The organism is Ruegeria sp. P8 (assembly GCF_056534665.1).
Genome location: NZ_JBQERC010000004.1, coordinates 66,411 through 90,180, shown reverse-complemented (window position 1 = coordinate 90,180; position 23,770 = coordinate 66,411). Strand labels below are relative to the sequence as shown.

General features: G+C 58.3%; 19 protein-coding genes. 13 read left to right on the top strand and 6 right to left on the bottom strand.

What is annotated here, in order from left to right:
- Positions 1–8: 8 nt before the first annotated feature.
- A complete protein-coding gene (gene ruvX, locus ACR0BZ_RS08175) occupies positions 9–473 on the bottom strand; it encodes a Holliday junction resolvase RuvX (RefSeq protein WP_480830516.1) in 465 nt (154 codons plus the stop codon).
- Positions 470–1,690 (bottom strand): c-type cytochrome biogenesis protein CcmI, encoded by a 1,221-nt coding sequence (gene ccmI / locus ACR0BZ_RS08170; RefSeq protein ID WP_480919951.1) that lies wholly within the window; start codon positions 1,688–1,690, stop codon positions 470–472. Before ccmI ends, ruvX begins: the two co-directional genes overlap by 4 nt.
- A gap of 176 nt (positions 1,691–1,866) precedes the next feature.
- On the opposite strand from ccmI, the gene ACR0BZ_RS08165 reads away from it, so the two are divergent.
- The 5 genes from ACR0BZ_RS08165 (at position 1,867) to ACR0BZ_RS08145 (ending at position 7,981) form a co-directional block, all read left to right on the top strand.
- The gene (locus tag ACR0BZ_RS08165; protein ID WP_480919950.1) at positions 1,867–3,111 is read left to right on the top strand and encodes a sarcosine oxidase subunit beta family protein; all 1,245 of its coding nucleotides are present in this window, start codon (positions 1,867–1,869) and stop codon (positions 3,109–3,111) included.
- Between the two features lie 75 nt (positions 3,112–3,186).
- Positions 3,187–3,516 carry a sarcosine oxidase subunit delta gene (locus tag ACR0BZ_RS08160; RefSeq protein ID WP_480473438.1) on the top strand — a complete coding sequence of 110 codons (330 nt, stop codon included), beginning with the start codon at positions 3,187–3,189 and terminating at the stop codon, positions 3,514–3,516.
- A 67-nt stretch (positions 3,517–3,583) separates the two neighbouring features.
- Complete coding sequence (locus ACR0BZ_RS08155) at positions 3,584–6,598, top strand: sarcosine oxidase subunit alpha family protein (protein ID WP_480919949.1); 3,015 nt, start codon at positions 3,584–3,586, stop codon at positions 6,596–6,598.
- Positions 6,591–7,157, top strand: a complete 567-nt coding sequence (locus ACR0BZ_RS08150) for a sarcosine oxidase subunit gamma (RefSeq protein ID WP_480919948.1) — start codon at positions 6,591–6,593, stop codon at positions 7,155–7,157. The genes ACR0BZ_RS08155 and ACR0BZ_RS08150 overlap by 8 nt, the downstream gene beginning before the upstream one ends.
- Before the next feature lie 263 nt (positions 7,158–7,420).
- A complete protein-coding gene (locus ACR0BZ_RS08145; protein WP_480919947.1) occupies positions 7,421–7,981 on the top strand; it encodes a hypothetical protein in 561 nt (186 codons plus the stop codon).
- 33 nt (positions 7,982–8,014) lie between these two features.
- Here ACR0BZ_RS08145 and ACR0BZ_RS08140 read toward each other — a convergent pair whose 3' ends face one another.
- Positions 8,015–8,776 carry an FkbM family methyltransferase gene (locus ACR0BZ_RS08140; RefSeq protein WP_480919946.1) on the bottom strand — a complete coding sequence of 254 codons (762 nt, stop codon included), beginning with the start codon at positions 8,774–8,776 and terminating at the stop codon, positions 8,015–8,017.
- Positions 8,777–8,876: 100 nt separating this feature from the next.
- On the opposite strand from ACR0BZ_RS08140, the gene ACR0BZ_RS08135 reads away from it, so the two are divergent.
- Entirely contained in the window at positions 8,877–9,476 is a 600-nt protein-coding gene (locus ACR0BZ_RS08135; protein WP_209503468.1) for a superoxide dismutase, read from the top strand.
- 4 nt (positions 9,477–9,480) lie between these two features.
- Positions 9,481–10,359, top strand: coding sequence for a metallophosphoesterase (locus ACR0BZ_RS08130; RefSeq protein WP_480480305.1), 879 nt, complete (start codon positions 9,481–9,483; stop codon positions 10,357–10,359).
- Between the two features lie 104 nt (positions 10,360–10,463).
- On the opposite strand, the gene ACR0BZ_RS08125 is transcribed toward ACR0BZ_RS08130, so the two are convergent.
- Complete coding sequence (locus ACR0BZ_RS08125; protein ID WP_267366848.1) at positions 10,464–11,015, bottom strand: LOG family protein; 552 nt, start codon at positions 11,013–11,015, stop codon at positions 10,464–10,466.
- Between the two features lie 127 nt (positions 11,016–11,142).
- On the opposite strand from ACR0BZ_RS08125, the gene ACR0BZ_RS08120 reads away from it, so the two are divergent.
- From ACR0BZ_RS08120 to ACR0BZ_RS08110, 3 genes are read left to right on the top strand one after another with little or no spacing between them, the layout of a single operon-like run.
- Positions 11,143–12,525, top strand: coding sequence for a LysM peptidoglycan-binding domain-containing protein (locus ACR0BZ_RS08120; protein ID WP_480538153.1), 1,383 nt, complete (start codon positions 11,143–11,145; stop codon positions 12,523–12,525).
- 58 nt (positions 12,526–12,583) lie between these two features.
- Positions 12,584–14,407 (top strand): ABCB family ABC transporter ATP-binding protein/permease, encoded by a 1,824-nt coding sequence (locus ACR0BZ_RS08115; RefSeq protein WP_480564183.1) that lies wholly within the window; start codon positions 12,584–12,586, stop codon positions 14,405–14,407.
- Between the two features lie 58 nt (positions 14,408–14,465).
- Positions 14,466–14,864: a DUF2147 domain-containing protein gene (locus ACR0BZ_RS08110; protein WP_480919945.1), complete on the top strand. Its 399-nt coding sequence runs from the start codon at positions 14,466–14,468 to the stop codon at positions 14,862–14,864.
- Between the two features lie 43 nt (positions 14,865–14,907).
- On the opposite strand, the gene ACR0BZ_RS08105 is transcribed toward ACR0BZ_RS08110, so the two are convergent.
- Both ACR0BZ_RS08105 and ACR0BZ_RS08100 read right to left on the bottom strand, forming a co-directional pair.
- Complete coding sequence (locus tag ACR0BZ_RS08105) at positions 14,908–18,687, bottom strand: efflux RND transporter permease subunit (RefSeq protein WP_480919944.1); 3,780 nt, start codon at positions 18,685–18,687, stop codon at positions 14,908–14,910.
- The gene (locus tag ACR0BZ_RS08100) at positions 18,684–19,910 is read right to left on the bottom strand and encodes an efflux RND transporter periplasmic adaptor subunit (protein ID WP_480919943.1); all 1,227 of its coding nucleotides are present in this window, start codon (positions 19,908–19,910) and stop codon (positions 18,684–18,686) included. The genes ACR0BZ_RS08105 and ACR0BZ_RS08100 overlap by 4 nt, the downstream gene beginning before the upstream one ends.
- 225 nt (positions 19,911–20,135) lie before the next feature.
- Here ACR0BZ_RS08100 and ACR0BZ_RS08095 point away from each other — a divergent pair, with 225 nt between their 5' ends.
- From ACR0BZ_RS08095 to der, 3 genes are read left to right on the top strand one after another with little or no spacing between them, the layout of a single operon-like run.
- Positions 20,136–20,807 carry a hypothetical protein gene (locus ACR0BZ_RS08095; RefSeq protein WP_209596865.1) on the top strand — a complete coding sequence of 224 codons (672 nt, stop codon included), beginning with the start codon at positions 20,136–20,138 and terminating at the stop codon, positions 20,805–20,807.
- Between the two features lie 44 nt (positions 20,808–20,851).
- Entirely contained in the window at positions 20,852–22,174 is a 1,323-nt protein-coding gene (locus ACR0BZ_RS08090; protein ID WP_480564196.1) for a PQQ-like beta-propeller repeat protein, read from the top strand.
- Between the two features lie 49 nt (positions 22,175–22,223).
- Positions 22,224–23,687 (top strand): ribosome biogenesis GTPase Der, encoded by a 1,464-nt coding sequence (der, locus tag ACR0BZ_RS08085; RefSeq protein ID WP_480919942.1) that lies wholly within the window; start codon positions 22,224–22,226, stop codon positions 23,685–23,687.
- Positions 23,688–23,770 lie beyond the last annotated feature (83 nt).

Here is a 23,770-nt window from a genome sequence, read left to right as displayed (position 1 = left end):
CCGACCTGTTACAAAAAGCGCAGCCTGTCCAGCGCTCCCTGCAAGATATAACCTGCTGCAACGTGATCAATAACCTGTCCGCGACGTTTTCGTGACGTATCCGCCTCAAGCAGTGCTTTTTCTGCCGCAACCGTACTCAGCCGTTCATCCCAGAATCCGATAGGTAATTCCGTCAGACGGGACAGGTTTCGCGCAAATGCCCGCGTAGATTGGCAGCGCGGCCCCTCTGTGCCGTCCATGTTTTTGGGAAGACCCAACAGAATGCCGCCAATCTCGCGATCCGTAGCAATTTCAATCAACCGGGCGGAATCGAGTGTGAATTTCTTGCGCCTTACAGTCTCCAACGGGCTGGCCACGCCCCGCATCCGGTCGGAGACTGCGACACCGATGGTCTTTTCGCCCAGATCCAGCCCTATCAGCGCTTGCATCGGGGGCAGCGCCTTGGCGAAGTCTTCGAACACGTCGTAGATCATTTCGCAATCCCGGCTTGCAGGGCTGCGGCATCAATGATCTGCAACGCCTCGGTGTTTCCGGCAAACACCTCCAGCGCCTCATTGTGGATATCCATGGCCCGTTGGCCCTGACCCAGAACACCCAGAGCGGCGATCAAACGAGCCCATTCCTCGGGTGCGCCGCCTTCTGTCGCCAGGCGGTCGGACAACTGATCCACCATTCCCTGAATCATCTGCTGCCGTTCCTCGGGGCTCATTTCCGCTGCTGCGGCCATGTCTTCGCGACTTGGGCCGGACGGAGCGCTCAGGTCCGGTGCGTTGAAAACCCCTGCCCGAAAGGCCAACTCATCAATCTGGTCCCGGATCGCGCCTGCCCACGGCGCGCCTGCCGGGGCTTCCCTCAGCGTTTCAACCCAAATGCGGTAGGCAAGGTCTGGTCGTCCGGTCTGAACCAACATTTGCCCCCAATAGTATCGGGCCGGGCCGTGATGGGGATCGCGTTTCAAAGCTTCGGCAAGAGCCTGTTCAGCTTCGGGCGACACATATCCACCCGCAGCCAGGATCATCATCTCGGCAAAATCCGCGTAGTGCTCGGCTGTGGCTGCGTCGCCTGACAGTTCGATCACCCTTTGTTGCGCGCTATATCCATCCTTGAAGTTTCCTGAATTGGTCTCATGCTGCGCCAAAAGCATCTGCCCCTGCAGATCATCCGGGCGGGCCGAAACGGTTTCTCGCAACTGCTTGAGAAGAGACGAGTAATTTTCGTCAAGCTGCGCCGCTTGAGGTGGGGTTGCCAGTTCTTCTGCGGCGCTCTGGGACGGACGATTTGCGCGCACCTCCTCGGCCAGTTCCAGCCGCGCGGTCAGGGGCATGTCAGGCAACCCGACGGCGCCGATACGATGATACATCGCCATCGCCCCCCCGATGATGATCAGCATGACAACCGGAATCGTCACAATCGAGACGGTCCGTGATGGCCCGGCACCCGAGCCACCCTTTTTCATTTGTTCGTCAGCGGCAAGAATTCGTCGCGAGATTTCGGTGCGGACCCGTTCCGCATCTGCCTCACCAATCACCCCGCGCGCCAGATCCCGGTCAACACCAGACAGTTGTTCACGATACACCCGCAAATCGTAAGCCGCCGCAGGTTCATCCCCACGGCGTTTGCGCAGCAATGTGAAGCTCAGAAATGCCGCAATCAGAAGCGCGACAAGAAAAATCAGAACCCAGAACGTCATGGCCCCTCCGAAGATACTGCCCTGACTTAGACCTGTGGGGCGTCCGACAAAAGGGACAAATGGCCGCGAATGAACGACATGTCGCAATAGTGCGATATTGCGGCGTTGCGCGGCGCGGTTAAACTGTCGCCGCGCGGCATATCTGCGCGCAATCACCGAACCGGATGGATTCGCTTATGAAACACTACTCAGCCTTTGCTGTCGCGCGGGAGGCCCTGCGCTATCACACCGGATGGGAACGCGCCTGGCGTTCGCCCGAGCCCAAGAAACGTTATGACGTCATCATCATCGGTGCTGGCGGGCATGGTCTTGCGACCGCGTATTACCTTGGCAAGAACTACGGCATTCAGAATGTCGCGGTGATCGAAAAAGGCTGGCTGGGTGGTGGTAACACGGGTCGAAACACAACGATCATCCGTTCGAACTACCTGCAGGATCCTTCGGCGGCGATCTACGAGAAAGCACGTGGCCTTTATGAGGATCTGAGCCAGGATCTGAACTACAACATCATGTTCAGCCCGCGTGGCGTGATCATGCTGGCGCAGACCCAGCATGAGATTCGCGGCTATCAGCGCACGGCCCATGCAAACGCCCTTCAAGGTGTGAAGACCGAATGGATCGGGCCGGAACGCGTCAAGAAACTTGTGCCTATCATCAATCTGGACGGTCCCCGTTATCCGGTTCTGGGCGGGCTCTGGCAGGAACGCGGGGGCACTGCGCGTCACGATGCCGTGGCGTGGGGCTATGCGCGCGCCTGTTCGGCGATGGGTATGGATATCATCCAACAATGCGAGGTCACCGGCGTACGCTCGGAAAACGGTCGTGTCGTCGGCGTGGACACCACCAAGGGTGCCATCGATTGCGACAAGCTGGGTATCGTCGTTGCGGGCCACTCCGGTCAACTGGCCGAGATGGCGGGCTTCCGTCTCCCGCTGGAAGCCGTCGCATTGCAGGCACTGGTATCCGAACCCATCAAACCCTGCATGGACGTGGTCGTGATGGCCAACACCGTTCACGGCTACATGTCGCAGTCTGACAAGGGCGAGATGGTGATCGGTGGTGGTACCGACGGGTTCAACAACTTCACCCAACGTGGCAGCTTCCATCATATCGAGGAAACCGTCCGCGCCTTGGTCGAAACCTTCCCGATGATCTCGCGCCTGAAGATGCTGCGCCAGTGGGGTGGGATTGTGGACATGACCGGTGACCGCTCGCCTATCCTGTCGAAAACTCCGCTGCAGGGATGCTTTATCAATGGGGGCTGGGGCACCGGCGGCTTTAAGGCAATCCCGGGCTCGGGCTGGGGCATGGCGCAGCTGATGGCCACAGGTCATTCACCTTTGACCGAGGCCTTCTCGCTGGACCGCTTCAAGGAAGGCCGCTTCATCGATGAAAGCGTGGCCGCCGGGGTGGCCCACTGAAGGTGGGTCCGAGGTTGCCAAGAAACAGAATTCTGGTTGGCCGCTGCGCCAACCAACCGCCAAAAGGATGACAACATGCTGATCCTGAATTGCCCTTACTGCGGCGTTGATGCCGAAGAAACAGAACTGGCCGCCGGTGGCGAGGCGCATCTGAAGCGTTTTGGTCCCGGCTCGTCGGATGACGAGTTCCACGACTACCTGTTCATGCGCGAAAACCCCAAAGGCGTACACTTTGAACGCTGGCGCCATGCCAATGGCTGTGGCAAGTGGTTTCACGCGGCGCGCTGCACAAGCACGCTAGAAGTGTTTGGCACTTACACGGCTCAGACCTCCGAGCCACCGCAGGACATCAAAGAGGCCATCGCCGCAAAGCGTCCCGGATGGACCTGGAGAGAGTTCTCCTGATGCTTCATCTTTTCAAAAATACTCCCGCCGGAGGCTCCGACGCCTCCACCCGCGAAAGGTCCGCACAATGAGCACCCGTCTCGCAAAACAAGGCCGGCTGATTGACCGGTCGAAAAAGGTCACATTTACCTTCAATGGCACGTCGATGCAGGGCTATGAGGGCGACACGCTTGCCTCGGCGCTGCTGGCCAACGATCAGATGATGATGGGCCGGTCGTTCAAATACCACCGCCCCCGCGGCGTTGTCGCCAGCGGTGCGGAAGAACCAAACGCTCTGGTCGGGCTGGGGCAGGGCAACCGGTTCGAACCGAACCAGCGCGCCACCACGACCGAGCTGTTCAACGGTCTGACTGCGATTTCGCAAAACCATTGGCCAAGCCTTGAACACGACATCGGCGCGGTGAATACGGCGTTCGCCCGGTTCCTGCCGGCTGGCTTCTACTACAAGACGTTCATCCACCCCAAACCGTTCTGGAAGCACGTCTACGAGCCGTTCATCCGTCAGTCTGCCGGTCTGGGCAAAGCGCCCGACAAGGACAGCCGCGATGCCGATACCTATGAGCACTTCTATGCCTTCACCGATGTTCTGGTCATCGGTGGCGGTGTGGCTGGCCTACAATCGGCAAAGGCGGCGGCAGCTTCGGGTGCCAAGGTTCTGCTGATTGAGCAGAGCGCACATTGGGGCGGTCGCGCTCCGGTTGACGGCGGCACAGTCAATGATGAGCCTGTGGATAAGTTCGTGGAGCAATTGGTTTCCGAACTCGAAACAATGGACAACGTCACCATGCGCTCTCGCTGCATGGGCGCGGGTGTTTATGACCATGGTTACGTTCTGGGTTATGAGCGCCTGACAGACCACACGCCGGGCGTGCAGGGCCCGCGCCACCGCCTCTGGCGTATCCGCGCCAAGCAAATTGTGACTGCAACCGGCGCAATTGAACGCCCGTTGTCCTTTGCGGGTAACGATGTTCCGGGTGTGATGCTGGCCTCGGCCATGCGCGATTATGCCGTGAACTGGGGTGTCACCCCGGGCGAACGTGTCATCGTCGCCACCAACAATGACGACGCCTATCGCACCGCGATTACGCTGAAGCAAGCGGGTGTGGATGTTTTGCGTATTGTTGACGCACGGGCAACGGCTGGACCTTTGGCAGAGGAAGCCCGCCAGTTGGGTATCCGCGTTGATCCGGGCAAGGCCATTGCCAAGGTCAAGGGCGGCAAGCGCGTCAAAAAAGTCGCCATCTGCAACCAGGAAGGTGTTGGAGGCGCTCGTGAAGAGGTTGAAGCAGATTCAGTGGCCATGTCGGGCGGCTGGTCGCCGGTCGTTCATATGTGGTCTCATTGCGGTGGCAAGCTGACCTGGGATGACGCGAATGCCTTTTTCCGCCCCGATCCCTCACGCCCGCCGCTGGGCGCAAATGGTGAGGGCTTTGTTCTGGCCGCCGGGGCATCGAATGGCGCGTTGGCGCTGGGCGATGTTCTGACTGACGCCCACACTGTGGGAAAAGCAGCAGCCAAGGCGGCCGGATTCAAGCCCAAAAACATCAAGGCTCCGGTTGGCGAAACCACTGCAGAAGCACCGATGGAGGCTGTCTGGCTGATGCCGGCAAACGCCGAAATCCAGCTGCGCATGAAATCCTGGCTCGACTTCCAGAATGACGTCAAAGTCTCGGACGTGCAGTTGGCCGCGCGCGAGGGCTATGAGAGTGTTGAGCACACCAAGCGTTACACCACACTTGGTATGGCGACGGATCAGGGTAAGTTGAGCAACATCAACGGCTTGGCGATCCTCGCTGATGCGCTGGAGTCCGAAATCCCGAAGGTCGGCACCACGACCTTCCGCCCGCCTTATACCCCCATCTCGATGGGCGCGATCGGCGGTGAAGCGCGGGGTGAAGTGTTCCAGCCGATCCGTCAGACACCAATGCACAACTGGCACGACAAGAACGGCGCGGACTGGGAGCCGGTCGGCCACTGGCGCCGGACCTACGCCTATGTCCGTCCTGGTGAATCCGTGCATGACGCCGTGAACCGTGAGGTGAAGAACACCCGCGAAAACCTTGGCCTGCTGGACGCATCGACGCTGGGCAAGCTGATCGTCAAAGGCCCCGACGCAGGCAAGTTTCTGGACATGTTGTACACCAACATGATGTCCACGCTGAAGGTCGGCAAATGCCGCTATGGCCTGATGTGTTCGGAAAACGGCTTTCTGATTGACGACGGCGTGGTCGCCCGCATCGATGAGGACACCTGGCTGTGCCACACCACCACCGGCGGGGCCGAGCGTATCCATGGTCACATGGAAGAATGGCTACAAACCGAATGGTGGGACTGGAAAGTCTATGTCGCCAACGTGACCGAGCAATATGCTCAGGTCGCTGTGGTCGGCCCGAACGCCCGCAAGGTTCTTGAAAAGCTGGGCGGTATGGATGTCAGCCGCGAGGCGCTGCCCTTCATGGAATGGCGCGATGGCAAGATCGGCGCGTTCGACTGCCGCGCCTATCGTATCTCGTTCTCGGGCGAGTTGTCCTACGAAATCGCCGTTCCTGCCTCGCAGGGTCAGGCGTTCTGGGACGCCCTGGTGGAGGCAGGCAAGGAATTCGGTGTGATGCCTTATGGCACAGAATGTCTGCACATTCTTCGGGCCGAGAAGGGCTTTATCATGATCGGCGACGAGACCGACGGCACCGTGATCCCGCAGGATCTTGGGCTGCACTGGGCGCTGTCGAAAAAGAAAGAGGACTACCTCGGTAAACGCGCCCATTCACGGACTCACATGGCCGATCCAGAACGCTGGAAATTGGTCGGTTTGGAGACTGTGGATGGATCAGTTTTGCCGGACGGTGCCTATGCGGTGGGCGAGGGCGTGAATGCCAATGGTCAGCGCAACATGATCGGGCGTGTGACCTCGACCTATTACTCGGCCAACCTCGGTAAAGGGATCGCGATGGGCCTGATCAAGCACGGCCCGGACCGGATGGGTGAAATCGTCGAGTTCCCGGGCACGGACGGCAAAACCTACAAAGCCAAGATCGTGGACCCGATCTTCTTCGACAAGGACGGGGAGAAGCAGAATGTCTGAACCCATCAGCGCATTGAACCACGCCAGCTATGATGGCATCGCCAATGTCAGGGAATGTGGCCTGCAGGGTATGATCACCCTGCGCGGCGACTTGTCCGACAAAAGCCTCGCCAAGGCCGTAAAGGATGTGACTGGACAGAACGTACCCGGTCAGCGCGAGGCGTTGGTCAGCGGCGATACCGGCGTATGCTGGATGTCACCGGACGAGCTGCTGGTGCTGGTCCCTTATGCCGAGGTCGAGACCAAACTGGCCGCAATGGTCAAAACTTTGGGAAAAACTCACGCACTGGCCGTGAACGTCTCGGATGCCCGCGCGGTATTCACGATATCAGGCGCCAGTGCACGAGAAGTGTTGGGCAAAGTCGCCCCGGTTGATCTGTCGGCCGAGGCCTTCCAACCCGGCCAAATCCGCCGCTCGCGCCTGGCGCAAGTGGCAGGTGCGTTCTGGATGGACGATGCCGAAACCTTCCGCGTGGTCTGCTTCCGTTCGGCTGCGGATTACGTTTTCAAACTGCTCAAGGTTGCGGCACAGCCCGGCAGTGAGGTTGGCGTTTACTGACAGTTTTCTCGGCCCGAATATACAAGACCGCCCGCTGATTGCGGGCGGTTTCTTTTTTCAGGACAGCCAACTCAATATTCCTTTTCAACCTGGGCTTACGATTATGAGCGCGACGGTCTTGCATCCATTTGGAGAAAGTGCTTCAGTCTGTTCGCGCTAGATGCGAAAGAGCGTCTGACTTAAAATTTGGTTGCAAATCAAAGCACTTGGTTTAGATGGCATGGTCATTTTCCCGGATAGGCCCTAATTTTCGCAAGGGCGTAATGACGAAGCATCATTATTCTCACAGCCCTTCTTTTGATCCCTCTGCTGCTAATGCAGGACCGGTGGCCGAGGGGCGCGAGTTGAAAACAAAGAGAACACAAGAAATGGTAAAACTAATGAAACTAACTTCTTTTTTTCTGGCTTTTTGTTTGTTGGCTGCCGCCGCTCAGGCGGAAGTGCAAAGCTATGAATGCGACCTACATAGCACACAGGATCGGGGATGGATTCCACGCAAGGTGCTTTTGAGCGTTGATGCAGACGGCAAGCGCGCAAGAGCCTATGACGGAGCAATTCGTGCGTCAAATGAACTGGCAAATACTCCTGTTGAAACACCGGCAGACGCCAAATTCAAGAAAACGGGGAAAGGGGAGTATCGGTTGTCGTGGCGTGTGACTTTGCCAGCTCAGGCAACAGGCGACTACAGGGTCGCATATACTGCAACGCTCAATCCCAAGAACAATGCCATAAAAATGAGGGTCAGCTTCCCGCACGCAAATGTGGGTCTGCGACCATATGGGACAGGCACGTGCAAACCAATTGCGTCTGCAGGCCTGTACTAGGCGAATACTAAGCCATCGCGTCAATTGCGGCGCTTAACCTGTCAGCAAAAATGTTTTGAAGCCGGAAAGTGTCGAAGCTTTGGTCATACACTCAAAGCTTCGACAGGTCTCGTCACTTGTCTGGCAGTGAGTGTAGAACGAAAGTAGCTCAGCCAATTCCTCCATACGATCCAGTCGTGTCTTCGGCTCCAACAGTCCCGCATGTGTAGAAAGATAAAGGGCAGGGCGCTGTTGTTTCAGCCATGGCACCAGCGTCGGCAGCACCGAAAATTCGGCGCCTTCGATATCCATCTTCACCAAAGACACGGCGGACAGATCGTTCACTGCGGCGAACTGATCCCAGGCAATCGTCAGGGCATCGGTTCCGTGCGCGCCGTCGTGCAGAAGGGAACTGGTAGAATCTCCGGGCTCGCCACGAACCGAGGCCATGCGGGCGACACCGAACTTATCCGACAGCGCGACACCCAAGGCGGAAACGTTATGAATGTCATTCAGGTCAAGGTTCCAGGCCAGGTGGCGGAACGCTGTGGGATCTGGCTCAAAACACCAGACATGGCGAGCCTTGCGCGCGCCGTATAAAACGGTCGGTCCGATCCATGCGCCGATATCCAGGTAATCGCTTTCAGGCGAAAGATACCGGTCGAGAACAGCAAAGGTTTCAGGCTCCCACTGGCCTGTGGAGGCTTTGCGCCAGAACTTTGAGTGATAAGGGTCCAGACGAAACGGCTCGCCGTTCAGGTTGCCCGCATAGTAACCGCGGGCGCGGTAGAACATCTTGCGCGCCTGTGTCAGCATCGCCTGCCTCCGGGTTTTCTTGTCTCGGCCCTTGACCTGCGGCGGCTGCCAAAGCATTTAACCTTGGGAACCGCAACTCAAATTTAAACAGGGGGCCGACATGGCTTTTGAACTTCCTGATCTTCCTTATGCACATGACGCGCTGGCAGCCAAGGGTATGTCCGCGGAAACACTGGAATATCACCACGATCTGCACCACAAAGCCTATGTCGACAATGGCAATAAACTGATCGCCGGCACCGAATGGGACGGCAAGTCGCTGGAAGAGATCATCGTTGGCACCTACGACGCAAATGCCGTCGCGCAGAACGGTATCTTCAACAACATCAGCCAGCTGTGGAACCACAACCAGTTCTGGGAAATGATGGGCCCCGGCGATAACGCCATGCCCGGTGAGCTTGAGAAAGCTCTGACCGAAAGCTTTGGTTCGGTTGATGAATTCAAATCGCAGTTCAGCGCCGCTGGTGCCGGTCAGTTCGGCTCGGGCTGGGCGTGGCTGGTCAAGAATGCTGACGGCTCGCTGACCGTGACCAAGACTGAAAACGGCGTGAACCCGCTTTGCTTTGGTCAGACTGCGCTGCTGGGTTGTGACGTTTGGGAACACTCATACTACATCGACTTCCGCAACAAGCGTCCGGCTTATCTGTCGAACTTCCTCGACAATCTGGTGAACTGGGAAAACGTCGCGTCGCGGATGTAAGTCATTGAACCGACGCCGGTTTATCAAGGGCCTGCTGGCGGTGACGCTGGCAGGCCTAATCACATCAGTCTACGGGTTTTTCATCGAACCCGCCCTGCGGCTGCGCGTGCGAAAATGGCGCGTCCGGCGAGAGGATTGGACTGCGCCGCCGCTCAGGATTGCCGTACTGGCAGATTTGCATCTGGGCGAACCTTTGGTCGGGCTGGACCGAATAAAACAGGTGGTACGGCGTACGAATGCGCTTGCGCCGGATATGATCCTGCTTCTGGGTGATTTCTTCGCAAGCCACAAAGGCGTTTTGCGTCCTGTCGAAATGAAAGATCTGGCACCGGTTCTTGCCAACCTTGAGGCCAAGAACGGCGTCTTTGCTGTACTTGGCAATCACGACTGGTGGGATGACCGGCAGGCGCAGCGCCGTGGTGCTGGCCCCAACCAATATGTCGATGCGCTGGAGCAGAGCGGAATTACGGTTTTGTCGAATACCGCCATCAAGCTAGAAGCTCTTGGTTTCTGGTTGGCGGGTCTTGAAGATCAGCTTGCGATCTGGCGCAACGGTAAACCGCAGGGGCTGGATGATCTGTCGGGGACACTGGCGCAAATCACCGATGATGCCCCGGTTGTGATGATGGCGCATGAGCCCGACATCTTCCCTCAAGTGCCCGACAGGGTGGCTTTGACGCTATCCGGTCATACGCATGGCGGTCAGATTCGTCTGTTTGGCTGGTCGCCGATCGTGCCCTCCAAATACGGCAACAGATATGCCTATGGGCATGTGCGCGAAGGCGGGCGTGATTTGGTTGTGTCCGGCGGAATCGGATGTTCCATCCTTCCGGTTCGATTTGGTGTAACCCCCGAGATCACGGTTATCGAACTGTCTGCCTAAAGACCTGAGGCTTCACCAAATCGACCAGCCCAATGTCTTGCCCGCATATGTGCGGCAACGATGCACAGCTGCTTTCGGTCAGACTCTTTCGCGACCTGCCGGGTTTACCGCAGCTTGTCGCGCAGGGCCGTCATCGCTGTTTCTGCATCTTCAGCCCAAATGACAAAGTCACCCAGTGATCGATCAGCAAAGCCTTGCCCGATCACCTGATGCAACAGGGTTTTCAACGCATCCCAATAGCCGTTCACATTGACGATGACGATGGGTTTGTCGTGCAGGCCCAGCTGCCGCCAGGTCAGCGCTTCAAAAAGCTCGTCCAGTGATCCCGGCCCACCGGGCAGGACAACAACGGCGTCAGCGTTCATGATCATGACCTTTTTCCGCTCGTGCATGGTTTCGGTGATCACGAAATGGGTCAGGTCGGTCTTGCCGACCTCTCGTTTGACCAGATGCACCGGAATGACACCAAAGGTCTCGCCACCGGCTTGTTGCGCGGCCCGGGCGACTTCGCCCATCAGCCCGACATCTCCGGCACCGTAAACCAGCCGCCAGCCTTCCTGCGCAAGCAGGCTGCCAAACTGTCGTGCGGTTTCAGAATAAGCTTTCTCGGCCCCATTGCGTGACCCGCAATACACACAGACGGATTTCTGAGACATGAAAGAGACGCTCCGGGGTTGTGTCAGAGGTTTTGACCCCTGATAGCGGGATTGATAGATTGGCTCAACTGTCCGCTGGAAGGCTTTTGAAGACAAAGCTTTTGTACGGCGGGGTGAAAGGAAAACAATGGACGCCAAATCGGGAAACGGAAGCTCGGGCAATTTTGTCTGGGGTGTGATTGCGGGTCTGGTTGCCGTGCTGGGTGTTGGGGGTTTGTATCTGTCCGGCGCTTTCACCAAAGCGCCAGAGCCTGAGGCGGGTGCACCGCAGGAACCCGTGTCTGTTGCAGCCACGCAACCGCAGGAACAAGCGGCCGAAGCGCCTGCGGAAACTACCACAACAGAACCAGCTGAGCAGGCCGCCGTGACACCGGATGAGGTACCAACCGCTGATCCCGCCGAAGACACGGCTGCGGCAACAGATGTTGTTTCAGACACAGATACCACAACGGCCCAATCGGAAGAGAATGTACAGGCACCCACGGCCCCCCCGGTTTTGGATCAGATTTTTGTTGAAGCAGACGGAACGGCGCTTTTGTCAGGTGACGCCGAACCGGGCAGTCAGATTGAGGTTCTGTTGAACGGTGAAACCGTGCACACATTCACGGTGGACAGCAGCGGGCAGTTCGCCGAGTTCGTCTCGATCCCCTTCAGCGATGCCGCGCAGGGGCTAATCCTGCGCAGCAAAAGCGGCGGGCAAACAACCCGGTCTGACGACTATCTGATCGCCGCTCTGCCGAAGCCGGTCGAGGAAGAGCCGGTTGCGCAGCAAACTGATGCTGCCGATCAGGGCGAAACAACCGAAGCTGAAGAACAGATAGCCTCGGCGGTTGTCGATCCAGAGACCGAAACCCCAGCTGAAACCGAAACATCAGACCCTGTGGCGACCGCGCCAGAAGCCAGCGAAGCGCAGGTTGCCGACCAGTCGGCAGAGACATCTGAAACGGGTCAGCAGATCGCGGTACTGCGGTCGGGCGAAGAAGGCGTTGAACTCGTGCAACCGCCCGTGGTTCGGGATACCCCGCCGGAACAGGTCGCGCTGGATACAATCGGGTATTCCGAAACCGGTGACGTCCAGTTGACCGGGCGAGTACAGGACGGGGCGGCCATCAGGGTGTATCTGGACAATCGTCTGGTTGCCGACCTTGCTCCGGAACAGGATGGATCCTGGCGGAGTGATCTGGACGGTATCGACCCCGGTGTTTACACGTTGCGTGTTGACGCGGTGAACACGGACGGGAAGGTCCTCAGCCGGGTCGAAACCCCGTTCAAACGCGAGCCTGTGGAAGTTTTGGAAGCAGCATCAGGTGGCGGTGACGGAACGGCCGCGCAGGACAACGCCCCGGCAATTCGGTCGGTCACTGTGCAGCGGGGTGACACGCTGTGGGCGATCTCGCGTGACCGCTTTGGCGATGGCATCCTGTATGTGCGCTTGTTCGAAGCCAACCGCGACTTGATCCGCGACCCGGATCTGATCTATCCGGGGCAAATCTTTACGATACCGGAATAATCAACGCGCTGGCCCTTTGCGGGCCAGAGCCTTTCTCTGACCGCAGACAAGGTACGTGATGAGACGAACATCTCCGATGGCCTCGAGTGACGGGGTGCAGAGCGGCGAGCGCAGTTCAGGCTGGCGGACAATCCGCAAGGTTGCGCCCTACCTCTGGCCGCAGGACGAGGTTTGGGTAAAGCGCCGCGTGGTTATCGCAATGGCGATGCTGGTTCTGGCCAAACTGATCGCGGTCTATACCCCGATCCTATACAAAGGCGCCGTTGATTCTTTGGCAGGTGAAGGCGTGCCGCCGCTGGCGCTGGGCGCAGTGGGTGTGACGGTTGCCTACGGCGTGGCGCGTATGATGACGGTTGGGTTCCAGCAACTGCGGGACGCCGCCTTTGCACCTGTCGGACAGCGGGCCTTGCGGGCGCTGGCGTTGGAGACGTTCCGGCATATCCATAACCTGTCCATGCGTTATCACGTCTCGCGCCGCACCGGCGGGCTGAGCCGTATCATCGAGAGGGGCGTCAAAGGCGTGGAATTCCTGCTGCGATTCCTGCTGTTCTCGATCGGGCCGCTGATCCTTGAGCTGTTGCTGGTTGCGATCATCCTGATGTGGTTGTTCGACGTCTGGTATCTGGTCGTCGTCGCCGTCACCATCGGCCTTTATATCTGGTTCACCTTTGCCGTGACCGAATGGCGGGTAAAGCTGCGGCGTGAGATGAACGATCAGGACACCGAAGCCAATCAGCGCGCCATTGACAGTTTGCTGAACTTCGAAACCGTCAAGTATTTCAACGCGGAAGCGCGCGAAGCTGCACGTTACGACGTGTCGATGAAAGCCTATGCCGGGGCGGCGCTGAAAACCGCCTATTCGCTGGCGTTTTTGAACTTCGGCCAATCCTTCCTGATTACCTGCGGTCTGATCGGAGTTATGGTTCTGGCAGCAATTGGCGTTCAGAATGGAAACCTGACCGTGGGCGACTTTGTCATGGTCAACGCGTATATGATCCAGATCACCGTTCCGCTGAACTTTCTGGGGACGGTCTATCGTGAGATCCGGCAATCGCTGGTTGATATGGGGCAGATGTTTGATCTGCTCGAACAACCTGCCGAAGTCACCGATCAGCCTGATGCACCCGAGCTTGTTGTCAAAGGTGGTGAGGTCACACTTGAGAATGTGCATTTTGGGTATGACCCCGAAAGGGAAATCCTCAAGGGTGTTTCCTTGATGGTTCCGGCCGGACAGACGGTCGCAATCGTCGGGGCGACTGGGTCTGGCAAGTCGACCATCGGGCGGCTGTTGTTCCGGTTTTACGACGTGACCAAAGGCGCGCTGAAGATCGACGGGCAGGACGTTCGGGACGTGACCCAGACCAGCCTGCATGCAGCGATCGGCGTTGTGCCACAGGATACAGTGCTGTTTAACGACACCATTCGCTACAACATTGCGTATGGGCGCGACGATGCCACCCCTGGGGATGTCGAGGCCGCAGCCCGCGCCGCTCAGATTCATGACTTTATCACTTCGCTGCCCGACGGGTACGACACCATGGTGGGTGAGCGCGGTCTGAAACTGTCCGGCGGCGAAAAACAACGGGTTGGCATAGCGCGGACATTGCTGAAGAACCCTCCGATCCTGTTGCTGGACGAGGCGACCTCGGCCCTGGATACCGACACGGAACAGGACATCAAGGATGCGCTGGCGCGCGCAGGGGAAGGGCGGACCGTGATCACGATTGCCCATCGCCTCAGCACCATTGCCGAGGCTGATCGGATTGTTGTTCTTGAGGCCGGTGAGATCATCGAACAGGGCACACATGACGAACTGTTGGCACGGTCTGGGCGATATGCTCAACTGTGGAACCGCCAGCAGTCGGACAGTGAGGCCGCCTGAGGGGCTCATCTTGCCCTGCGGAATGTGCTAGGATGCGCTGCGCATGAAGGTGAACGCCATGATCAATGGATTAGCAAGACGAATTGTACCTGTCGCTGTGGCGGTTCTTCTTCCGGCTATGGTCGCAGCTGACCCGATCGAGGGCGTTTGGAAGACCGAGCCTGATCGCAAGAACCTGATCTCGCATATCAAGATATCCGCCTGCGCGGACAAGTTCTGCGGCACGATACTTTCGGCTTTTGATTCATCAGGCAAGGAGGTTCAAACGCCGAATATTGGGAAAAAGCTGTTCTGGGATGTGTCGAGCGAAGGCGGTGGAAAATACGGCGGGGGTGAGTTCTGGGTTCCCCTGATCGACGTTGACGCTGTTCCTCAGATGACGTTGCAGGGAAACAAGCTCATGGTCAAAGGCTGTGAACACGCGATTTGCGCGCACCAGACATGGTCCAGATTGTGACGACAGAAAACGAAAAGGACCGGAAATCCCGGTCCTTTCATTCTTATTCTGCGGCTTTTAGCGGCGATCCCGGAACCTGATCTATAGGCTCGTCTCGTGACCGGGCTTCGGATTGTGACGGTTCATCCCACACAATCTCGGTCGCCTGTAGTTTGCGGGCCGAGCGACCAATAGCCATGTCCTGCGCGATCTGACTGGACCGCCCCGCAGTCACACGGGCAAGCCCGCGGCTGAGCCAGACAGCGTAAGTTGTCACCCAGACACGCAGTGCCAGAAGCGACGGCGTCACGATCAGTGTAAGAACAGTGGCGATGCCAAGACCGAAGACAACCGCTGTGGCCAGCTGTTTCCACCACAGGGCGGTGGGACTGTCGATGGAATAGCCGCCATTGATAAAGTCCAGCGAAAGCCCAAACATCATCGGGGTCAGACCGGCCATCGTGGTCAACGTGGTCAGCAGAACCGGGCGGATGCGGGATTCCGCAGTGCGGACGATTGCATCGATCCTCGGCATATAGGCGCTGTATTCCTGATAGGTATCGATCAGAACAATGTTGTTGTTCACCACAATTCCCGCCAGCGCAACGATGCCGGTGCCGGTCATGATGATCGAGAAGGGTTGCTCCATCACGATCATGCCGATCAGAACCCCGGTGGTCGAAAGAACAACCGCCAACAGCACCAATACCGAGTTGTAGAACGAGTTGAACTGGGCGAGCAGGATCACGAACATCAGCCCCAATGCGCCCATGAAGGCGTTCACCAGAAATGCGCCGGATTCTTCCTGCTCTTCCTGATCACCGGTCCATTGCCAGCTGATCGAGTTGGCAAAGGGGCTGGTTTCCAACCATTCGGTCAGTACTGCGATCCGCTCATTCGGGTTGATCAGGGCGAACTGCGCGTCTCCCGCGTCAATCACGCTACGTAGCTGGTCTATATTCTCTGCACCGGTCAGTTGAACCAGTTCGTAGGACTTTCCTACGTCGCCGTCCAACACGGTGCCGGTTGGAGTGTAGACGTCGGTCACTTCGCGCATTACAGCTAGACGTTCTTCTTTCCCGTCCGGCCCTTTGGTCACAACCTTGCTCAGACCCGGTTCAACATCCGCTTTGACGTCATAGTAACGTTGCTGGTCGACACGGTTGATCTGGGCCAGTTTGGCCACGGGTTCCCGGGTCACGAAGTTCGACAGCGGAACCAACCCGTCCGGAGTGCGGACCTTGAGCGTATCCAAAGTCGACAGCACGCGATCCTCTTCCGGCAATCGGACACGGATCTCGATCTCTTCATCCGTATTGTCTGGGCGCATCTCACCCAACAGGATGCCGCGTGTCACAAGCTGCACCATGGCACCAACAGTGGCTACATCAGCGCCGAACCGACCAGCTTTGGCCACGTCGACATCGATCTGCCAATCGATACCAGGCAGGGGCAGGGTATCTTCGGTTTTGATCAGCCCCGGCGTTTCGTCAAAGACCTGGCGCGCGGCGACGGTGGCCGATCTCAATTCGTCCCAACCGTCCCCCTTGATACGCAGGTGAACCGGTTTGGCCGAGGCCGGGCCCTGTTCCAATGCCAGGATTTCAACAACGATACCGGGTATTGTCGCCAGTTTGGCGTTAAGATCGCCGATTACGTAATCGCCATCATATTCGGGTGCCACAAAGTGGCGCTCAAACAATCCCCACAAAGCGGATTCCGAAACGTTCGGACGATCTTCCCATGGGATAATTTCAAACTGGACCCGCCCCACCGTGTCCGCCGGTGCCTGCGCGCCGCCGGTATTCTGGTCAAGACCGCCTTCGCCGGCAAAGGAAAAGACGTTGATTACCGCCGGATGAGATCCAATGATCTGTTCGGCCTGCAGGACCATCTTGTCTTTTTCTGCCAGTGACAGGTTGCCACGGGCACGGACGTAAGCTGTTGCCTGTTCCGGTTCGCTTTCAACGAAAAATTCGACACCTCTTGATTCCTGTGGGAACCAGACGAAGGTCACAAAATACACGGCAGAGAAAACTGCCGCCAGCGACACGATCGGCATGATCGGGTTGCCGACAAGGAACCGGATCACATGCCCGAAAGGTGTGTGTTCGTCAGCGGTGTGGACGTGGTTTTCTTCCGCCCGCTCGAACTTGGCCGCGCTCAGTGTTACAGACCCGGCAAAGGCCCCGAACAGGAACAGCAGGGCACCAGCGACCACTCCTCCGGGCAGTAGATAGTCAGGGTTCAGAACCTGCATCGCACCCAAGAAGATCATATAAAGCGACGGGGGCACCATCACTGCCCGAACCCACCACCGGGTACGCGCACGGAGCCAGTTCGAAGACCGGTCGAAAACGCGGCTCAGACGTCCCGAAACACCGCCCATGACCGGCAGGTAGATCAGCGCCACAATCAGCGAAGCCGACAGAACAAAGATCAGCGTGACGGGCAACATCCCCATGAATTCGCCCGGAACGCCGGGCCAGAAGAGCATGGGTAGGAAGGCACATAGCGTCGTCGCGGTCGAGGATACGATGGGCCAGAACATGCGTTGGGCCGCCTCGACATAGGCATGCATCGGGCCGACGCCTTCCTTTATTCTCTTGTCAGCATATTCCACGACCACGATGGCACCGTCGACCAACATCCCTACGGCCAGAATGAGGCCGAACATCACAATGTTCGAGATACTGATGCCCATGACCGCCAGAAATGCGAAACACAGCAGGAACGAGGTCGGAATTGCAAAGCCCACCAAAAGCGCGGCCCGCGTACCCAAAGAGGCCAGAACCACGATCATCACCAGAGCGATTGCGGTCAGAACCGAGCCTTCAAGCTGGCTGACCATCGAACCGACAATGCGGCTCTGGTCGTTCGACGTTCCAAGCTCGACCGCGGCCTGAAGCTCGGGCGGCCATTTGGTCTTGGCCTGAGCTATGGTTTCTTTCACCTGCGTAACGGTGTCGATCAGGTTATAGCCCTTGCGTTTGACAACTTGCAGCGCGACGGTCGCCTCGCCGTTGAAGCGGGCGGTACCTTCGCGATCTTCAAATGTGTAGTTGATCTGCGCAAGCTCACCCAGCGTTACAACCCGGTCGCCATTGACCTTGATCGGCAAGCCATAAACATCCTGCGCCGTTTTGAACGACGATGGAATCTTGACCGAGAATGTACCCTGCGCAGTTTCGACCTCGCCTGCCGCGATCAGCTGGTTGTTGTTTCGCACGACATTGATCAGCTCGTCTGCGGTCACGTTGTATGCTTCAAGCCGCAATGGGTCGATAACGACCTCAAGCAACTCGTCACGATTGCCCGCGATACCCGCTTCGAGAACGGAATCCAGCGCCTCAAGCTCGTCCTGCAAATCCTTGGCGACACGGGCCATTGTGCGTTCCGGAACGGCACCGGTCAGATTGACGATGACGATCGGGAACTCGGAAAAGTTGATTTCCGTCAGCGAGTATTGTTCCGCACCTTCGGGAAAATCAGCCTGGGCCGTGTTCATGGCATCGCGCACGTCCGCCATGATCGAGGTTTTGTCCCAGCCAAATTCAAACTCCAGCGCGACCCCGGCATAACCTTCGGCCGCAGTCGACGTCATTTCCTTGAGCCCGTCGAGATCCGCCAGTTCGGTCTCCATCGGCTTGACCAAAAGGTTTTCTGAGTCTTCCGCTGAAATCCCGGGAAACTGCACCGAAACGAAAAGGGCAGGGATTTCGATATCCGGTTCACCCTCTTTCGGAAGCGAGACATAGGCTAAGCCGCCTACGACCAGTGAAATGGCGATGAACGCCATAACCATTCGGGCCCTGCCTGCGGCCCATGCGACGATACCCGTCATTGCGAGGCTTCCCGATAAGTTGGTGCAACGGTAACACCGCGGATCACGAATTCCTGCCCGACCACGATGATATCAACCGTTTCCGGAAGACCGTCGATCCAGATACCTTCGGCGGTGTCGCGCAGGATGCGGACTGGCATGAAGTCAACAACGTTGCCTGCGCCAACTGTGCGCACACCCAATTGCCCTTCGTTGCTAAGAGTCAGCGCCGATTGCGGCAGCAGGTGGGCTTTCGCGCCCTCGGCGGCGATGCTGATTGTCGCCGTCTGACCGTCGCGAATGGTCAAGTCGGGGTTCGGAACGGTGATTTCCACCTCGAATGTACGTGTTGTCTCGTCCGCGGACCGGCTCAGGAACGTGACCCGACCGCCCAGTTGCCGACCGGTCACAAGTGTTGCCGATGCTTCGGACCCAACAAGCACCCGATTGACTTCGGTCTCGGGTACGAAGCCGACCAGCTTGATCGGGTCCAGTTGAATGACAGTCGCGCAAAGTGATCCAGGCTGCATCAGGCTTCCCAGTTCTGCAGTGTCGCTTTCCAGCAAGCCCTTGAAGGGGGCTTTGATGGTCAGGCGGCCAACCTCTCGCTGTGCGGCCTCGACTGCTGCCGCGGCTGCTTCGATGCCTGCACGCGTGGCTTCCAGTCCGGCTTCGGCTGTTTTCACACCGGCTTCCGCTGAGCTCATCACCGCTTCGCTGGAGATGCGACGGGTTTCCGACGCATAGCCGGTTTCAGCCAGTTTGCGCGAGGCTGTCAGATTGATCTCGGCCTCGGCAACAAGCGCATGTGCCTCTGTCAGGCGTGCTTCGGCTTCGGGTATGCGGCTCTGGGCTTCCAGTTTGCCCGCCATGGCTTCGGCCAGTTGTGCCGGGCGCGTGCCGGGATCAAGCTCGCATAATATATCGCCCGCCTCAACAAACGCACCTTTACGTTTAGGTTCAGAGATAACGGTGGACGTGGTTTCCGAAAGTACTTCGACCTGCCGGTTTGCCTTGGTCTGACCGCGCAGCAGCACGGCGCTGTCAATTTCACGCGCTTGCGAGCGCAGGGCGACAACACCCACTGCAGAGATATCGGAGTTATCGGTTTCCGCTGCTTCGTCTTGTGTCGCTTCCCCGGCTTCACCGCGCCCGGCAAAGGCGAACAAGGTGTCACGTTCAAACACCAAAAAATACAGTGCAACAATCACGAGAAGAGCGTTGATGAAAGAAATCAAACGCATACAGTGTTTCTCCTAAGAATCTACGCCATTAAAACTTGGGCTGTTACGCCTTGAAATGGGGTTTGTTCGGCATCTTTTCCATACTGAACTGAATAGTTCGGTTTTCTTTTTTTCGCAAGAGGGAAGCAAAGCGGTCAAAATGTGCAAAATCGGACCCTTGGCTTGGCGTTGGTGCCGGGGTATGACATGGCGCACTTATACAAGATTGACAGCCCGGGGGCATGGATGAGCGATACTGACAGTTTCATTGATGAGGTCACCGAAGAGGTGCGCCGCGACCGGATCTATCTGCTGTTGCGTCGCTGGGGCTGGGTGGGCGTCGTCGCGGTCGTGTTGATCGTAGGCGGTGCGGCTTTCAATGAATACCGCAAGGCTCGGGCCACGGCGCAAGCTCAGCAATTGGGTGACACGATTCTTGCTGCGTTGTCCGAAAATGACCCGGCTGCAAGGGCTGCAGGTCTTGCGCAGGCAGAGGCGATGTCACCGGGCGGGAAAGCCGTGCTGGATATGTTGCTGTCCGCGTCACAGGTCGAATCCGGATCCCGAGAGGACGCGGTCAACAGCCTGAACGCGGTGGCCGTTCAGGGCGACCTGCCCGAGATTTACCGCGCGATTGCAAGCTTCAAATCGCTGCTGTTGCAAGGCGATACCTTGCCTGCCGCCGACCGACGCCAGCAGTTCGAGGCGTTGGCAGCCCCCGGAGCCCCGCTGCGGTTGCTGGCGGAAGAGCAGTTGGCCCTGATTGACGTGGCCGATGGCAATGTCGATGCTGCGCTGGACCGGTTGCAGGCACTGCGGCAGGATGCCGAGGTGGGTATCGACCTGCAACAGCGCGCCGCGCAAATGATCATTGCTTTGGGTGGTGAACCTGAACCTTTGGTGGCGCAGCAAGGCTGACCAGGCGGGACAAAAGACTTAACGACAGGCGAGTTCGGAGTATCATGGTAAAAAGATTTTTTTCCCGCACGGGAATGCCTTTTGCGGCGCTGGCCCTGACCGCATTGGCGGCCTGTGAGCCGCCCGAAGCCATTCTGCCGGGTGAACGCGAGGATATTCGCCCTGTTTCAGATCTTGAAACGGTCGAAAAGCGCGGCTCGCAACCGATCAGCTTGCCGGGGCAACAGGTCAACGCCAATTGGTCCCAAAGTCCGGGAACGCCCGCGTACCGGACCACGCATGCCGCCTTGCGCGCGACGCCACAGCGGATCTGGTCTGTTTCGATTGGGCAGGGTGACTCGCGCAAGCAGCGCATTACCGCCGAGCCGGTGGTTGCGGGAGGATTGATTTTTACACTGGATTCGGGGGCGACCGTTTCAGCGGTCACACCGCAGGGGCAGTTGGCATGGGAGACCGACCTGATCCCGCCAAGTGATGGCGACTCGGATGCAACAGGTGGTGGTTTGGCTTATGCCGACGGCGTCCTTTATGTGTCGTCAGGGTTCGGTCGGCTTACTGCGCTGGACGCCAAATCGGGTTCTGTGCGCTGGCAAAAACGCTTGGAAGCGACTGGCAGCGGCGCACCGCTGGTGAACGACGGGCTGTTATACGTTGTGGCCGGAGACGAAACCGGCTGGGCTGTAAACACCAAGGACGGACGCATAGCCTGGCAATTCGAAGGCACACCAAGCGTCGGGAACGTTCTGGGTGCGCCTGCGCCTGCAATAGCGTCTGATCTGGCCGTATTTGCCTTTGGCTCGGGCGACGTAGCCGCCACGTTCCGCCGCGGCGGTATCCGTCGATGGAACGCGTCTGTGGCAGGGGGGCGTCGCGGGCGCGCTGCGGCACAAATCGTCGATGTGACCGGCGGTCCGATGGTTGTTGGCAACAGTATCTACATCGGCAATCACTCGGGCCGGACCGTCGCATTTGATGCCGCTTCCGGCGAGCGCCAGTGGACGGCGGATGAAGGTGCGGTCGATACAGTCTGGCCTGCGGGCAACAGCATTTTCCTGATCAGTGATCGCAGCCAGCTGGTGCGCCTGAACGCGGCGGACGGGTCTGTCATCTGGGCGCAGGACCTGCCGGGCTTTGTCAAGGACAAGCGTGGCCGCCGGGGACCGATCTTCGCGCACTACGGCCCAATTCTGGCCGGGGGTCGTATTGTCGTTGCATCCAACGACGGGTATCTGCGGTTCTTCAATCCAGTTGACGGAACACTGGTACATCAGGCTGAAGTTCCCGGAGGCGCGACAGCATCCCCCGTTGTGGCCGGGCAGACGCTGTATGTTGTTTCGACCAAAGGTGATCTACACGCTTTCCGTTGACGGCAAGATGCGTTAAAGGGCGCAACTTGAGTCTTGAAAGTAGAGTATCATGTCGCTGACCCTCGCCATCGTGGGGCGCCCGAATGTGGGCAAATCCACATTGTTCAACCGCCTCGTAGGCAAACGTCTGGCGCTGGTCGACGATCAGCCTGGTGTGACGCGTGACTTGCGCGAGGGCGAAGGGCGTCTGGGCGATCTGCGCTTTACCGTAATCGACACGGCCGGGCTTGAAGACGCGACAGATGACAGTTTGCAGGGCCGGATGCGCCGCCTGACCGAGCGCGCCGTGGACATGGCCGATGTCTGCCTGTTCATGATCGACGCGCGGGTCGGGCTGACGCCCACGGATGAGATGTTTGCAGAAATCCTGCGCAAGCGGTCCAAGCACGTGATCCTTGCGGCCAACAAGGCTGAAGGCAGCGCAGCGGATGCCGGGGTGCTCGAGGCATACAATCTGGGTCTGGGTGAACCGGTGCGCATGTCGGGTGAACATGGCGAGGGGATGACCGACCTTTATGCTCAGCTGATGCCATTGGCGGATGCAGCCGAGGAAAAGCAGGTCGAAGAAGCCCCGGAAACAGATATTGAGTTGGATGAAGACGGTGAGGGCGAAATGCCCCTGATCACCGCTGCCAAGCCTTTGCAAGTGGCCGTGGTTGGCCGTCCGAATGCGGGCAAGTCCACGCTGATCAACAAGATCATCGGCGAAGACCGCCTGTTGACGGGACCTGAGGCCGGGATCACCCGTGACGCTATCAGCCTGCGGATCGATTGGGCCGACCCGGATGGAGAAAGCATTCCGATGCGGATCTTTGACACGGCAGGAATGCGCAAGAAAGCAAAGGTACAGGAAAAGCTGGAAAAGCTTTCCGTGTCAGACGGTCTGCGCGCGGTGAAGTTCGCCGAGGTTGTCGTCGTACTGCTGGACGCGGCCATTCCGTTTGAACAACAGGACCTGAGAATTGCCGACTTGGCCGAACGTGAAGGCCGGGCTGTTGTTGTTGCTGTAAACAAGTGGGACGTCGAGGAAAACAAGCAGGAAAAGCTGCGGGAACTGAAAGATGCCTTTGATCGCTTGCTGCCGCAGCTGCGCGGGGCCCCTCTGGTTACCGTCTCGGCGAAAACGGGCCGCGGGCTTGAGAGATTACGCGCCGCCATCCTGCGCGCCCATGACGTCTGGAACCGCCGTGTGCCAACCGCGGCGTTGAACCGGTGGCTGACTGCCATGCTGGAACAACACCCGCCGCCAGCCCCACAGGGCCGCCGCATCAAGCTGCGCTATATGACCCAGGCGAAAACGCGGCCGCCGGGTTTTGTTGTGATGTGTTCTCATCCCGATAAGATGCCCGAAAGCTATACCCGCTATCTGGTCAACGGGTTGCGTCAGGACTTTGACATGCCTGGCACCCCAATCCGTCTGACGCTGCGCGGGCAGGGCGACAAGAACCCGTATAAGGGGCGGCGCAAGAAAAATGCGGGCGCATTGGCCAAGCATCTCAAGGGCCGCGCGTAACTGCGCCAATTTTCAGCATCTTACCTCACGGGGGCGTGACAGTTTCTGTTCTCCGCGCTAGCATTCATGCGTGTGCATTTGTT